Source organism: Janthinobacterium aestuarii (assembly GCF_051380835.1).
Classification (GTDB): Bacteria; Pseudomonadota; Gammaproteobacteria; order Burkholderiales; family Burkholderiaceae_D; genus Janthinobacterium; species Janthinobacterium aestuarii.
The window spans coordinates 276,221-290,515 of the sequence record NZ_JBNYXU010000003.1; the positions used below are offsets into that span (position 1 = coordinate 276,221).

Annotated in this window: 14 protein-coding genes; 4 read left to right on the plus strand and 10 right to left on the minus strand. The window is 61.3% G+C overall.

The genetic code is table 11. From position 1 onward, the window contains the following. Window positions 1–27: 27 nt before the first annotated feature. Window positions 28–573 (minus strand): KGG domain-containing protein, encoded by a 546-nt coding sequence (locus ACQ4WO_RS10825; RefSeq protein ID WP_436481402.1) that lies wholly within the window; start codon window positions 571–573, stop codon window positions 28–30. Window positions 574–946: 373 nt separating this feature from the next. Here ACQ4WO_RS10825 and ACQ4WO_RS10830 point away from each other — a divergent pair, with 373 nt between their 5' ends. Continuing rightward, window positions 947–1,165 carry a helix-turn-helix domain-containing protein gene (locus tag ACQ4WO_RS10830; RefSeq protein WP_436481404.1) on the plus strand — a complete coding sequence of 73 codons (219 nt, stop codon included), beginning with the start codon at window positions 947–949 and terminating at the stop codon, window positions 1,163–1,165. On the opposite strand, the gene ACQ4WO_RS10835 is transcribed toward ACQ4WO_RS10830, so the two are convergent. Continuing rightward, a complete protein-coding gene (locus ACQ4WO_RS10835) occupies window positions 1,110–1,481 on the minus strand; it encodes a hypothetical protein (protein WP_436481405.1) in 372 nt (123 codons plus the stop codon). The two genes, ACQ4WO_RS10830 and ACQ4WO_RS10835, sit on opposite strands and share 56 nt — an antisense overlap. Here ACQ4WO_RS10835 and ACQ4WO_RS10840 point away from each other — a divergent pair. Further along, entirely contained in the window at window positions 1,480–1,662 is a 183-nt protein-coding gene (locus ACQ4WO_RS10840; RefSeq protein ID WP_436481406.1) for a hypothetical protein, read from the plus strand. The genes ACQ4WO_RS10835 and ACQ4WO_RS10840 overlap by 2 nt on opposite strands. Window positions 1,663–1,708: 46 nt before the next feature. Here ACQ4WO_RS10840 and ACQ4WO_RS10845 read toward each other — a convergent pair whose 3' ends face one another. Both ACQ4WO_RS10845 and ACQ4WO_RS10850 read right to left on the minus strand, forming a co-directional pair. Continuing rightward, a complete protein-coding gene (locus tag ACQ4WO_RS10845) occupies window positions 1,709–2,083 on the minus strand; it encodes an IS5 family transposase (RefSeq protein WP_436481407.1) in 375 nt (124 codons plus the stop codon). 338 nt (window positions 2,084–2,421) lie between these two features. Then, the gene (locus ACQ4WO_RS10850) at window positions 2,422–3,900 is read right to left on the minus strand and encodes a hypothetical protein (protein ID WP_436481409.1); all 1,479 of its coding nucleotides are present in this window, start codon (window positions 3,898–3,900) and stop codon (window positions 2,422–2,424) included. A gap of 174 nt (window positions 3,901–4,074) precedes the next feature. Between ACQ4WO_RS10850 and yddG the strand changes: the two genes are divergently transcribed. Next, window positions 4,075–4,980: an aromatic amino acid DMT transporter YddG gene (yddG, locus tag ACQ4WO_RS10855; protein ID WP_436481410.1), complete on the plus strand. Its 906-nt coding sequence runs from the start codon at window positions 4,075–4,077 to the stop codon at window positions 4,978–4,980. A 17-nt stretch (window positions 4,981–4,997) separates the two neighbouring features. Here yddG and ACQ4WO_RS10860 read toward each other — a convergent pair whose 3' ends face one another. The 6 genes from ACQ4WO_RS10860 to vioA all read right to left on the minus strand — a co-directional run bounded on the left by ACQ4WO_RS10860 (window position 4,998) and on the right by vioA (window position 13,574). After that, window positions 4,998–6,161: an MFS transporter gene (locus tag ACQ4WO_RS10860; RefSeq protein WP_436481412.1), complete on the minus strand. Its 1,164-nt coding sequence runs from the start codon at window positions 6,159–6,161 to the stop codon at window positions 4,998–5,000. Window positions 6,162–6,252: 91 nt separating this feature from the next. Beyond that, entirely contained in the window at window positions 6,253–6,834 is a 582-nt protein-coding gene (gene vioE / locus ACQ4WO_RS10865) for a violacein biosynthesis enzyme VioE (protein WP_436481414.1), read from the minus strand. A 9-nt stretch (window positions 6,835–6,843) separates the two neighbouring features. Next, on the minus strand, window positions 6,844–7,962 hold the full coding sequence (gene vioD / locus ACQ4WO_RS10870) for a flavin-dependent violacein biosynthesis monooxygenase VioD (protein WP_495542769.1): 1,119 nt from the start codon (window positions 7,960–7,962) through the stop codon (window positions 6,844–6,846). After that, window positions 7,962–9,251 carry an NADP-dependent violacein biosynthesis oxygenase VioC gene (gene vioC, locus ACQ4WO_RS10875; RefSeq protein WP_436481416.1) on the minus strand — a complete coding sequence of 430 codons (1,290 nt, stop codon included), beginning with the start codon at window positions 9,249–9,251 and terminating at the stop codon, window positions 7,962–7,964. Before vioC ends, vioD begins: the two co-directional genes overlap by 1 nt. 1 nt (window position 9,252) lies before the next feature. Then, window positions 9,253–12,270, minus strand: coding sequence for an iminophenyl-pyruvate dimer synthase VioB (vioB, locus tag ACQ4WO_RS10880; RefSeq protein WP_436481417.1), 3,018 nt, complete (start codon window positions 12,268–12,270; stop codon window positions 9,253–9,255). Beyond that, on the minus strand, window positions 12,267–13,574 hold the full coding sequence (vioA, locus tag ACQ4WO_RS10885; protein ID WP_436481418.1) for a flavin-dependent violacein biosynthesis tryptophan-2 monooxygenase VioA: 1,308 nt from the start codon (window positions 13,572–13,574) through the stop codon (window positions 12,267–12,269). Before vioA ends, vioB begins: the two co-directional genes overlap by 4 nt. Window positions 13,575–13,905: 331 nt before the next feature. Here vioA and ACQ4WO_RS10890 point away from each other — a divergent pair, with 331 nt between their 5' ends. Then, on the plus strand, window positions 13,906–14,136 hold the full coding sequence (locus ACQ4WO_RS10890; protein ID WP_436481419.1) for a hypothetical protein: 231 nt from the start codon (window positions 13,906–13,908) through the stop codon (window positions 14,134–14,136). Window positions 14,137–14,295: the final 159 nt, after the last annotated feature.

Sequence of the window (14,295 nt, forward strand, 5' to 3'; positions counted from 1 at the left end):
GATGAAGTGTGCCTTAATGCTCAAAATTTATTTCCGCTTGCCCGAGCTGGAATCGGACGATTTCGAGTGGCCGCCGTTATTGCCACCGCCCGACGACGAATGGCCCCCACCTGAGCCGGTACCTCCCGAGCCGCTTTGCTGATTGCCGTCATTTTTGTGACTTTGACGGCCTGCTTCAGCGTGTTGTTCAGGCGTGCCGCCGCGCGTGGCGCCACCCGACGAGTTGGACGACGATTTCGAGTTGCTGCTGTCACTGCCGCTTTGTTGATTTCCATCGTTCTTGTGACTCATGGCGCCAGCCGCGCGCGCTTCTTCGGAGCTGAACTCGTGAGCATTTCCAGAAGCATGCGCAGCACGTCCGCCTTCTGCAGCGATCTCGCGTTGCTGAGCAGGATCCATCGATGCAAAACCGCGGCCGCTGTTGCCATCGCTACCGCTTTGGCTGTTGCCAGATGCGCCTGATTTTTTCTGGCCGCCAGCCGAACTGGAGGTGCCTGCCCCTTTACTGGAATTGCGATCATCGGATTGGTTTTTACCTTGATTGCCGTGCTGGTTGTCTTGGTTGTTTGCCATGATATATCTCCAATTTGATTTCAGAAACACTGCCGTGATGTTTGCCATCGCGTAGTGAGAAATTAAATTGTAGATAAGAAGACTAACGAATCGTGTAGGACATTCACTTCCCCTGAGGTAGGCGTACTCAGCACGGCAGATTGTATCCAAGGACACAAATTCTATAGAGAATTGGTTGTTTGCCGTATGACTTTTCCGTATCTATCTTCCGTGAAGAAATCTGCCTGCAGTGGTGTCGTACTGGCGCCCAGATGCAGGGGAACTGGCCGTGTTGAATGCCGGCGACGCCGTTCGGCTGTGGGTAGTGGGCTCAACGATGCCGCCCGTGATGCTCGACTTGGAGCCATCCCCGTAGCAAAGAAATGGAATACACATGGGGCGCAAATCAGCATTGACCGAAAAGCAGTGGGCAGCGGTAGGCCAGCGACTCCTCAAGGGGGAGGCGGCCCGGGCGCTTGCCCGGGAATTCGGCGTATCCGAAGCCGCGATCAGGAAGCGCTTTGGTGCGCAGACGAAACAAATAAAAGACGTTGCAATCAATTGGTTGCGGCAGAGTCGGCATTTAGTGCGCTGCCGATTGGTGCGCAGATAAGTGCGCGCACTTTGGCCGACGAGCTGAAAGAAATCTCGATGCACTTGGCAGGCGCCGCACGATATGGCGCTGCCACCGCGCATCGGCTATCCGGCATCGCGCACAACAGGGCGGCGAGACCGATGACGCCGAGCCGCTGGACGACCAGAGCCGCCTGGCCTTGGGCGATATCGCAGTGCTGACGAGGATGGCCAACGGCGCCGCCGAGATCGGCATGAACCTGCTGAAAGCCAGTAAGGACGTGAAGCCGGACGACGACGCGCCAACTGCCGCGCACGCTGGCCGAGCGCGTGCAGGTGCGCGATACGCCGGCCATGGCCAGGATCCTGAAGGAAGACTTCAAGGACAAAGGCCACCAGGTGAAGATTTTCCCGGATGCGTCCGGCCAGAACACCAGCAGCAAGAATGCCGGCGAGTCCGACCTGTCCATTTTGCGCCAAGCGGGCTTCCTGCTCGAAGTGAACCACTCAAACCCATTGCCATCGACGCACAGATGAATCTTGCTGGTGAGCCCACTGCGGGAGCGCTCTAGCCGCTCGTCAGTTACGTCCCCCTTTTTTCTGCCGCAGGCAGTGTTTTCCTCGCGCCAGCAGCGCTACGTTGCGCCTTCACACGGATTGCGTCGAGCGCGGCGCCATCCCAATCGATACGGCCGGATGCCTGCGCAACTGCTTGCATGACCTTGAGCTGCCGCTGCCACTTGCCATCGCGCGACCAGCGCACGAATCTGTCGTAACAGGTCTGCCATGGGCCATAACGCGGTGGGATGTCACGCCATGGTGCGCCAGTTCTCAAACGCCATAACATCCCATTGATCACCTGTCGATGCTCAACATAGGCATGACCATGATGTGGGGTGGGCGGAAAATGTGGCTCCAGCTGCCGCCATTGCTGTTCAGTTAGGTCAGTTCGGCTCATCGCCTTTTGAGCACATGACGAAAATTTCGTTCAGTCAGTCAGACCCTGGCCGGCGATTTCGGTCGCGGTGTATCTTATGTAATTGGCGGGAAGGAGAAATTCGGCAATGCTATGGTGAATCAGGTGACGCGACAATTATCCTGACACCGGAGGGTATTAATAATTTTATAAGCAGCCATTTGACGGGATACTGCCGCCAGCGTGCTGTAGCGAGCGGCGAGGGCGAAGCTGTTCGTGCCGACAATTGCCGCGAAAAGATGACTGTTCAGGGCGGCGGCCTGAGTCGTCAGGATGCGCCTCCCGGCATCAAGCCATGCTGCGGCAATTGCTTGCGTATGTTAATTACCCACGGCCCGATCCGGGATGATCCATTGGAAATCCGTGAGGGTGAAGGGTGCCAGGCATGAACTCTTGGGGTTGAGCGAGGCGCGCAGGTTCGGGCATTGCGGATTTTGATAGCTGGCCACGCCCGGAGTCATGGCTTTAAAACTGCTGGGCCAGCCTGCGTTGGCGTGGCAGGTGTAGCAACTGGTGCCGACCGGATGCGTCACCAGTTCGATGTACGGGTTGGTGGCGACGGGGAGCAGGTCCGGGTTGTCTTTTTCCGGGATGCCGTAGGCTTCCGTCAGCAGATAGTGTTTCCATGGTCCAGTGGCCTGGATGTCGGCCGGGCGGTTGGCGGCATAGGGCATGCTGTCGGGGCGGTCGGACCACCACACGCTTTGCAGGCCCCAGCTGGGAATTTCCTTGGTATTGATGTGCATGGCGACGGTGACCAGGTAGTCGCCGGCGCCGAAGGGCTGGCCGTTCAGCCAGTAGCTGGCGGCGTTGATGATGGCCTTGTCGGCTTCGTCGAAACTGGCCCAGTCGGCTGCACTCACCTTGTGGTGGTAGAAGTCCTGCAAACCGTATACCTTGGCGGCTTTGGTGATGACGGGCCATGGCGTGGTGGTATCGTGCTTGTACAGGCCGTGCAGATAGCTGACCTTGGCCATCTGGCCCACCTGCTTGCCGTCCGGGTCGATGGCAACGGCCGTACGCCACTTTTCGTAGCCCGCATAACCGGTATATTTGGCGCTGAAGTCGTCGTGCCACACGGGCAATGCGGTCAATCCCTTGGCTTTTACAGGCCAATACATGTGCTTGGTTACGACATAGCTGGCTGGCGCCTTCAGGTTGTGCACGCGCTTGGCTGGATCGTCCTTGCTGTACAAGGCATCGAGCGTGCTTTGCTTGTAGACGGGCTGTTTCGGGTCGCGGATGAAATCGAGCGCCTCCTTGCTCAGCGATTCCGTCGCGATCATGATATCGCCGTTGAAGGCGAAGTGGATGCCGTCGCGGATGCTGATTTTGATCTTTCCCCCTTCCGTCGTGCGGACTATGGCGCCAGGATACGCGGCGATGACCTGTTCCGGGATGCGGTAAAACGGCGTGTTTTGCACGTTGACGGGAGTCAAAGTACTCGCCCCCATGCGGCCCATGCGGCGCTTGGCTGGCTTCACGTCCGCCGTGGCGGTTGCCGCATCGCCGCTCAACGCCGCCGTGTCGGCGAACGCGTCGGTGCCGTTGGGCCAGGTGTACCAGACTGGCCAGTCCAGGCCGGTGGCCGGCTGCATGATGCCGGCCCACAGACGCCAGCCGTGCGCGCGCACGACGGCGTTGTCGCCTGTCTTTACGGCCGTCTGCAGCGCGCGGGTTTCTGCCGGTTCCAGATAGCCATAGCCTTTGGGGAAGGGCTGGTAGGCGGGCGTGCCGGCGGCTGCGGCGGCGCAGAACAATACGGCGAGGCTGGCGGACACTAACTTGGGAGCGGACATGAATGCACCTGTTTAAGTTTGGTTACTGGAATATAGTATCCGCAAATAATTGATGAAATCTCAATAATTGTCACCGCTGATTGCCCTGGCGAACGACACCGTGTATGGTTTCGCAAGCCCGGCGCCTGGCTGGTGCCGCCGGGCGTTTGATTGCCTCACCTGAATGACATACACATGAAAAATACCAACAACGCCACCCTGACCGGGCTGGGCGCCATTCTGCTGTGGAGCTCGATTATTGGGCTGATCCGCAGTGTCACTGACTTGCTGGGGCCCACGGGCGGGGCGGCGATGATGTACAGCGTGGCGTCGGTATTCCTGCTGCTGTCCGTGGGTTATCCGAGGCTGAGCGAATTTCCGCGACGCTACCTGGTCTGGGGCAGCGTGCTGTTCGTCACCTACGAGCTGTGCCTGGCGCTATCGATAGGCTATGCCAGCACGGCGCGCCAGGCCATCGAGGTGGGCATGGTGAATTATCTGTGGCCGACCTTCACCATTGTTGCGGCCATCTTGTTCAACGGACAAAAGAGCAATTTCCTCATCGTGCCGGGCTTCCTGCTGTCCGTCGCCGGCATCTGCCGGGTGCTTGGCGGCGAGCAGGGCTTTGACGTGGCCGGCACCGTGGCCAATGTACGGAGCAGCCCGCTCAGCTATGGTCTGGCCTTCGCGGGTGCGCTGATCTGGGCCGCGTATTGCACCGTGACGGCGCGCCTCGCGCAGGGCAAGAATGGCGTGACCCTGTTTTTCCTCCTCGTTTCCATCAGCTTGTGGACCAAGTACCTGCTGCAAGGGGGCGGCCAGATGGCGTTCACTGCCGAGGCCATCATCTATCTGGTCCTGGCCGCCGGCGCCATGGGCTTTGGCTACGCCGCGTGGAACGTGGGTATTCTTCACGGTAACGTCACTATCCTCGCTGGCGCCTCGTATTTCATCCCCGTGCTGTCCGCCGCGCTGTCGTCGCTGCTGCTGCGCACACCGCTGTCGCTGGCCTTCTGGCAAGGCGCGGCGATGGTGTGCGGCGGCGCCATCCTGTGCTGGCTGGCGACGCGCGCCAGACGCATCAAACCAGTCAGCAACTAAGACCGCGCCGCCAGCGGCTAATGCGACAGCACCGAATCGCGCGACTTGTGCCCGAGGTAAGGCAGCAAGCTGATGAGACCAAGTATGGCCAGCGCGACACCGACCCACAGCGGCGAGCGCAAGCCATAGCCGGCGGCGATGCCGAGGCCGCCGAGCCAAGAGCCGGCGCCCAGGCCGATGTTGATGACCGAGGTATGGACGGTGTTGACCAGCGGCCCCGGATGGGCGGTCTTCATCACGCGGGCGATGATGGCGGGATTCATCGACATGCCGACCAGGCCCGTGACGACCAGCAGGGCAACGCTGATGGTCTTGTCGTGCGCGAAGACGGCGAACAGCGCCAGGCTGATGCCCAGGATGACCATGCCCCAGACCATGATGACAGTGGTGTAGCGGTCCGCATAACGGCCGACCACGCCATTGCCCACTACATTGGCGATGCCGTAGACGCCCAGCAGCCAGGGGATAGCGGACGCCGGAAAGCCGGTAACTTCCGTCAGGATGGCCGCGAAGTAGCTGAATGCCGCGAAAATCGCGCCGATGATGAGGCCGCTGCTGGCATACGCCGCCCACAGGTGGCGGTTGCGGAACTCTGCCAGTTCATTGCCGAGGCTGACGACTTCGGATGGCTTGGTGCGCGGCACCAGCACGGTGATGAGTGCCAGGCACATCAGCGCGAGCAGCACCACCAGCCAGAAGCTGGCGCGCCATCCCAGGTGCTGGTCGATGAGCGCGGCGACCGGCACGCCCACCACTGAAGCGAGCATGAGGCCGCCGATCACGACGGCGGCGGCGCGTCCGCGCGCGTTGGGGCTGACGATATCGGCGCAGATCGCCAGGGACAGGCCAAAGCAGGTGGCGGCGGCCACGCCCGTGACCACCCGCGCGACGGCCAGGATGTCATAGCTGGTGGCGGAAGCGGCGACGGATTGGGCCAGGACATAAAACCCCAGCAGCCACAGCAGCCCCTGCTTGTTCGGCACGCGCAGCTTGAGCAGGACGATGGTGCTCAGCGGCCCGCCGATGACCATGCCCATGGCGTAGAGGGAGATCAGATAGCCGATCCGTGTCACCGGTTCGTCCATGGCCAGGGCCAGTGACGGCATCATGCCCGCCACCATGAATTCGGATGTGGTTAACGAAAAGATCGTCAACCCCAGAATGTAAACAACCAGCGGCATAGCAATATCCTTCGAGAGTAATAACAAAAACACTAGCCAGGGATGGCGCGCGCCCCGGCCGCATGCGGCCCTGGCGCGCGCCATACCCTGGTCAGGTGTTGCAAGACGTAAAGATGCTGTCCGGAATGTCGCCGACAGACAGATTGGGAAAGTCGCGTACCGAACGGTGCTGCGGGTCGTTGCCGGTGACCATGCGCAGCAGACGGTTGCCATCGGCCTCCAGGTAAAACACCGATGGCGGCTTGCCCGCTGGCTTGACTACCCAGGCATCCGTTTCCCGGCCCAGCACGCTATGGCGGCCATCGTGACGGGCGCCGCCGTCCAGCAGCACCGCTTGCGGCAGGAACAGCGCCTGAAACGGCGTCACCTCGTCGGCCAGCGCCGTTCCCTGCAGCTGTGCGCCAGTTGCCTGCGCCTGCCGTGCATAAGCCACTTTCTGCTTGCGGCTTTGTTCACGCCGGGCGTCGCCGATTTCCGACATCCACAGCAGGTGCCCATGTTCCTTTTCCGGCCAGGGGTTGAACAGGCCATCGATGCGGCAGATGTTGCGCGCATAGTCGAACCAGCAATAGCCGGACGTGATCTGGTCGTCCTCCTGCATCGGCGTCCAGTAGGAAACATAGGCGCTGCTCCATTGCATCGGCAGCAGCGGCGGGGAGACGTGTGTCGGCATGGTATCTCCCTAGCGGCCCAGCGCGTAGCCAAGGCTGGCCATCAGCGCTTCCTGCAGCGATGGCAAGTCCTTGCGGCGGGCGTCGAAGCTGTCGGTCAGCTCTGCATTGCTCAGGTCGATACGCTCGCCCACGGTTTCAAACCACAGGCGGCTGGCGTTGGCGTGGTCCTTGAACAATTGCATCAGAGGCAAGGCGCGGGCGTTGAAGCTGTCCAGGGCGGCGGCCGTGCCGGCTTCGGTATTGAGGATTTTGACCAGCAGCAGGGCCGCCACCACCGCCATGGTGGTGCCATGGCCGATGGAAAAATGCCCCGATTGCAGCGCATCGCCGAGCAGGACGAACTTGCCGTCGCAGGCCCGGTCGCGGCTGAGGGTCATGAAGTTGCGCCAGCCCTGGCCCGGTTGGCTCTGCAGCCCATGTTCGCCGAGCTCGGCTTTGAACGTCTTGGCGACATACGCGGCGGCGTCGCGCTCGGACAGCGCTTCCAGGCCGGCCCTGGCGTACGTCTCTTCGCTGCATTCGACGATAAAGGTGCTCATCGTGTCCGAGTATTTGTAGGCATGGCCGATGAAAATGCCTTGCTCATTGCTGCGGAACACCAGGTTCATCTGGTCGAACAGCTGGGTGGTACCGTACCAGATGTATTTGTTGCGGCCGAAATCGATGTGCGGCGCCAACGCTGGCGGCAACTCCAGCGATTTGTAATTGACGCCATTCGCTACCACGACCAGGTCGTACTCGGCTTCCAGCTGCGCCCGGGGCGCCGGCGGCATTTCATAGCTGATCGCGATGCCGGCCGCCACGCACTTGGCGCGCAGCGCTTGCACCAGGGCCTGGCGTCCCACGCCGCACAGGGTCACGCCGGTGCTCATCAGATTGGGTTGGTCGTGGTGCACGAGCTTGAATTCTTCCAGGAACTGCGGATTGAGCCGTTCCGGCTGCTCCAGATAGGAGAGCGGATTGGCGGGATGGCGCGGCGGGCGTCCCGGCAGCACCACGCCCCAGCCCAGCACTTCTTCCGGGGTATTTTTTTCCGTGATGCTGATATTCCAGCCGGGCTGGGCTTGTTTCATTTGACTGGCGAAGAGCAGTCCTGCGGGGCCTGCGCCGATAACGAGAATGTTCATTAATTTACCCTTCCAAGTTTGTACCAAACGTTTTGTTTCTTCTGGATTTGCTGCAATTCATCGTAAGGAACCGATGTGAAGTACAGTTTCTCCGCCATGTCTGGCGGATAAACACGGGGGAATTTCTTGTGCATGTAGCGCGTATAGCGCGTCTGCAGGAAGAAAATCAGATTCGGATTGCTCAGCGCTTCATAGTTGGCGATCGCCATGTCCTGCATGGCGTCCGCCTGCACCTTGCGCCGCTGCGTGAACTCGGACAGGGCAGGGCCCAGGGCATTGCCATGCTTTTCCAGCAGGGAAACGAAGACGTGGACGTCTTCCAGCGCCATGTTCATGCCTTGTCCGAGGAAGGGGGCGGTGGCATGCGCCGCATCGCCGATCAGCAGGATATTGGCCTTGTAGTGGAAGGTGCTGGAACGGACATTGATGAGGTCGTTGCTGGGCAGCGCCATGAACTGGTCGAGCATTTCCTTGCGGCGCTCCGGCGGCAGGTTGCCGAAGTAGCGGCTGAAGAAGTCGGCCATGGCTTCGCGGTTGAGCGTGCCCAGGCTGGGCGTGCCCGTATAGGGCAGGCATAGGGCAAAGCTGATGCTGCCGTCCGGAATGGTGGCCGCGCGGCCGGCAAACAGGCCCTTGGAATCCATGCCAAAGAAATACAGCAAATCCTTCCGGAAACCCAGATCCGCCGCGTTCGGCAAGACCAGCGTCTTGTAGCCGTGGCGGAAGTAACTCTGTTTGAACTCGAAACGGCGCATGCCGCTTTGCATGGCGCGTCGCACGGCCGAGTGGGCGCCGTCGGCGCCAATGACCAGGTCGCCATGCAGCTGCTGCAAGGCACCGTCCGGGCCCTGGATCAGCACGATCTTTCTTTCCAGGTCGACATCCAGGCATTTATGCTCAAAGTAATACTTCACTTCGTGCAGGGCGGCATGCCGGTTCAGCAGACGCTGGAAGGCGGTGCGGTCCAGCGACAGGGGAAACAGGCCTTCGAGCGGGGTCAGCTCGCGTATGCGGTGCCGGCCGCCCACGCAAAATGCCATGCCGACGATGGGTTCGCCGCACTGGTCGAGCTCCTGCTTGCTGATGCCCGCCGCCAGGACGGCCTTGATGCCGCGTACCGTCATGCTCACGCCGATGGCGCGCGAGTTGACCGGGTCCGCGTTTGCAGCATTCTCCAGCAGCGGATCGTCGCGTTTTTCGATAACGTGGACATCGTGTCCCCGTTGCGCCAGATAAATGGCGCTGAGGCTACCTGCCAGGCCTCCGCCGACGATGATGATTTTATGCATTTCAAGCCTCTCTTGACATTTTTCCCCGAGATAAATCGGTAAGTTGCTGATTAAAAAACTCCAACATCTCTATCGGCGCCATGCCGATGACATCGCTCTCAAGGCCGCGCGCGTACTGCGCCAGCGCCTGGCATTTCTGCGCCAGCATGTTGCAGCCCAGGCTGAAGTCGCTGCTGATCAGGCTGCTGACCGGCTCTGGCACGGGCGGTCCCGCATGGCGGCCGGGCACGCCGGACGGCATGTTCATCAGGGCGGCCGACAGGGGACGCAACAGGCCGGTCATGATGTCGATGGACGCATTCATCAGGCGCGAGCGGCGCAGGCTGCCCAGCGGCCGCTGCGCGAAATGGTGCGCCATCATCAGGACGGTCAGTTCGTAGCAGCCTTGATACAGCTGCATCAGCGCGCGCGCCTTCCGGTCGGTCACCACGGTGCAGTCCGCACGCGCTTCCAGCACGGGATTCTTCAACGCCGGCAGCGCCGGCTCGAACGGTTTGTCGCAGGCTGAAAACTTGCCGGCCACGGCGCGCAGCCGCTGGAAGTGCGACGAGGCGAAATGCGGCGAATCGACGGCCACGCCTTCCCCCTGTTCGGTGACGAAGTCGATGGCAAACAGCGCGCTGTCGCGGTCCGACACTTCCAGCTGGTAGCCGGGATAGGCGCGGTTGGTCAGTTCTTTCAGGAACAGGTGGTGTTCGCCGCCGCGCTTGCCGCCGCCGCTTTCGAACAGGCCGGGCAATTCGGCAACGGCCTGGCGGATCGCGATATAGAAGGTGGCAATGGATTTGCCCGGCGTGGGAATGTAGTCGGGCCATTCGAAACGCACGAAGCGGGCCAGCACGTGTTCGGAAAATGGTTCGAATGCAAATTCCGTGTCCAGGCCGAAACGCTTGCGCGCCAACTGGCCCAGCACCGGGGTGCCGCTATAAAACGGTTCGCCAAGCGCCATCAACACATTGTTGACCAATAAATAGTGAATCATTTCTTCATGGGCGATCTCCAGCAGCGCGCCACGCGTGCCGCTGTTGCGGCGCCGGTCTTCGGCGCCGCAGGCCAGCTCCAGTTCGGCCGGCAGCCAGCGGCCGGCCTGCACCAGCGCCGCCCCTTGCGCATAATTGGGAATCGAATACGCGGCATACAGGTACTGCAGCATCAGCGACAGTTCCAGGTCGATGGCCTTTTTCAGTTCCTCGATCAGCTCGGCCCTGCTGCCGATGACAGGCGGCACCGCCGCTTCCGGCACCGCCACCTTGGCCTTTGCCTCGACCTGCGTCAGGTATGTCAGGAACAGGCGCGACTTTGGCCGCGACAGTTCGCGGGTGCTGGGCATGTAGTAGCTCTTGTCGCGGTTCTGCGGATCGCACATCTGCCACATCAGGCGCGAATACGTTTCGCACTTGCACTGGTCCGCCAGGCTGAAGACCTTGTCCGACATGAATGGATACACGAGCTCGTAATAGCTCATCACATGTCGGTAGAGGAAGGCGTAGTCGACCTGTTCGGCCGGTACGTCGTCGAGGTCCCAGTCGTCGGGCAGCACGCGCACGCCGAGGTATTGTTTATGCTTGTCCGCTCCCAGCACGATCCTGGTCGCGCCCGGCTGGCGCCCCGTCAGGGTCAGCGCCGTGTAGCCATGTCCGAGCGGCGATGGCTGCCGCTCCACCGCCAGCAGCGCGCCGTCCTCGGCCTGCGCCGGCAGGGACGCAGGCGCCGCCAGTTCGCCGCGGAAGCGGCTTTGCACGGTGATCGTCTGAGGAAATTGCTCATGCTTGTTGCGGTTCGGCGCTTCCAGGTACAGCTGGTTGCTGTCCGATTGCAGTACCCAGTCGGTTTCTTCCCACTGCGCCTGCGCGCTGCCCAGGCTGAGCGAACCCGTGGCCGCGCCGGCGTGCTGCAGCGGCACGTCGAAGACGCCGTGATGGCGCCAGTAGTCGCGGTACAACTGCTCGGGTATTCGCGCCAGCAGGTTGCCGGCGCCGTCCTGCAGCAGCAGGTCGCCGAGCGCCTGCTTGTCGCCCAGGGCATGCGTGGGATGCTGTTCCGAGACGGCGCGCGGGTCGCGCGTGGTGAAGGGAATGGCCGTCGGCATGTTGAACGCGACGCGGTCCGCATGCATTTTCACCAGCACCGGTCCCAGGCTGCCCTGGCGCGGCTGCAGCAGGCGGCCGGCCGGATAGGTTGCCAGCTCGTCGCGCCGCCACAGGCCGATGCTGCCGGCCAGGTCGTAGAACACGGGGGAATCGGGTTTTAGCGGCGTCGACATATTGAACAGCGCATATTGCACCGTCAGGCCCAGCACCGCGTCGTCGGCAAGGGCTTGCCGCAAGGCCTGCATGCTGGCCGGCAGCGGCAGATCCCCATTGAACAGGAAATGCGGATCTTGCTTGGACACGGAAAACTGGAACAGCCTGGAGCGGCCGAATTCCTCGTCCAGGAAATGCCCGCTGCGTTCCGTGACATGGCCGCTGCCGAGCCAGCGCACCGAGTGCGCCTGCGCGATATCGGCTGTGAACAAGGTGGGCGTGTTGGGCGTGGCCAGCTTGTCGCTCAAGGTGAACTGACCGGCGTAGATCAGCGTGGTGTCCGGCTGTGCCGGGTTGTTGTCGATCCACCTGGCGCGGTTGAACGTCGTGCGCAGGTACTCGTTGTAGTGCCCCCACAGGGCCAGCTTGGCGCCCACCAGCGCGTCCTGCGTATCGACCTCGCCATCGCGCAGCTGGACGCCCGTGATCCGCGCATTTTCCCACGAGAAATGATTGTTGCCGCAAAAATTGTAGCCTGCCGCCTGGCTGAAGACGCCGTCCGGATCGGGCTTGCCCTCTGCATTGAAGCGGGGGGCAAGCTGTTTCAGGTGCGCATGGAATTCGGCCGGCGGCCGACTCAGGTCGACGGCCTCGCCCGCCATCGATACCGCATTCGTGGCGATATCGATGTTGCCGTGCGTATTGCGATTCCCCGTCGGCACATTGGCGCGGGCAAAACCCCGAAAATGCAGGCGGGGGAAGTCAAGTAGGCTCATGCGCGCTCGGTCGAGGAAGTGATGAAGGTATCATTGGCGGCCGCGACCTCGTCCAGTTGAGCTAGCCGTTGCAGCAACAGACCGCTGGCTTGCTGGGCGCTGATCAGGCTGCCTTCCATCCAGCCGCAATGCCCGGTATAGGCATCCGAGCAGGAAATGATGCCGTCCCGGTGCAGCAGGAAGGCCGGATGCTCGGCTTCCGGTTCCACGCAAAACTCGACGCCATGCGGCCAGAACTTGTGGAAGTGCGCCTTGATCCGCGGCAGCGGCCGGCCATCGAGCGGCAGGACTTCTTCCAGGTGGCTGCGGACACGCTCCAGGTACACGTCTTCACCGAGTTCCAGGCTGTCGCGCCAGTAGCCGGCACTTTTGCTGTCGGTGTAGAACAGCACATACTTGTCGCTCTTGAAGTAGATCTTGCGCAGGGGATTTGCCGCCATCAGCACCTTGTCCGTCAGCCCCAGCGCGTCCCACCAGGCCGTGTCGAACGTAAGGAAACCCTTGAACAGGGGCAGCGAGTCGTACTGGAACGGGCTCCATGCGGCCGGGAAATCCAGGTTCAGGCGCGGCATGGCGGATGGCGGGATCGCCATCACCAGATGACGTGTGCGGTGCATCTGGGTGTCGCCGTGGTGGCTGAAGGCGAGCACATGGTCGGCGCCCGATTTTTCAACGGACAGCAAGCGATGTTCGAGCTGGAATTCCACGCCGGCGACCTGGGCCTGGTGCTGCAACTGGCACAGCAGCGCGTGGTAGCCATCGGTGGCATAGTGCCACTGGTTGGTGGCGTTTTCCGTGAAGTGCTGCGTTTCCGGGTGTTTCTTGATGATGTCGTAGGCCATGGCCGCCGACACCATCGGCAGCAGCAAGGCGTCATAGCCGGTCGCCTTGATGATGTGGCTGGCCTTGGCGGCGCCCAGGTAATGGCTGACGAAATCGAGGAAGGAGAGGTTCGGATGCTCTGCCAGCCTCGGGCTCAGCTCATCCAGCGTCGCCTTCAGCTCGTCCAGCACGCTATCGTGGGAGATGACCTCGGTGAACGGGTAGACCGCATGCGGCAGACCGCTGCCCTGCATCAGTTGCTGGAAATGCGGATGCAGCTGCGGCGAATAGCGGGCGGCGCCGAGTTCGGCGATTTCCTCGCCATCTATTTTCCGCGACTGGATGCGGCCGCCGACGGTGGCATTCAAGTCGAATACCCGGATGCGCAGCTTCCTGCTGGCGGCGGCGTCGATCAGGCGGCTGGCGCAAGTCAAGCCGCCTATGCCGGCGCCCACGATGCAAATGTCAGAATACGTGCTCATACGAAATTCCTTTTTAACGTTCATTAATCAAAAAGCTGCAAAATCACTAGCAAAAGTTCCCCCTGCACGTGTAGGCAAGGGACGGGGACGCTGCGTGTTACGGCACTTGGCGAGCGTTATCAGCTGGGGAATGAAGAGCCTGGCGAGAACTGGCGTTGTGTCTGGAATGGTTGAGTCTTGGCAGCAGAGTTTCTGTTTCAAATCAAAGATGGCCCGACAGTAGCCCAGGGATTGGGCTGTCAATTTGATAAATATCAATGTAGTTGCCGTCTGCCAAGCGTGCGCTGATATCGCGGAAATGTTGCTACGCTCTTCGCAAACGGGAGGCGCCATGTCCGACATCATCGAATTGTTGCAATGGCCCGCCATGGCCGCTTCGCTGCTGGCGGCCTGGCTCGTGGGTTCGCGCGCGGCCGCGCGGCGCTTTGCCGGCTTCTGGGTTTTCCTGTTCAGCAATGTGCTGTGGGTCTGCTGGGGTTGGCATGACGGGGCCTGGGCCTTGATCATCCTGAACGTCTGCCTGGCGTTGACGAACGTGCGCGGCATCGTCAAAAACGAGTGAGCGCGAGACGATTCGCTCAAATATATTTCTGTTTACATATTTGTTTCCGTTGGAGCATACATGGCTTGCCGGCCCGCGCGCACCTATTTCCCGGCGGAAAACCGCCATATTCTCCCGTCTGCTTCAGATATTTGCTGTCTTATATAAGATTCGACGCCA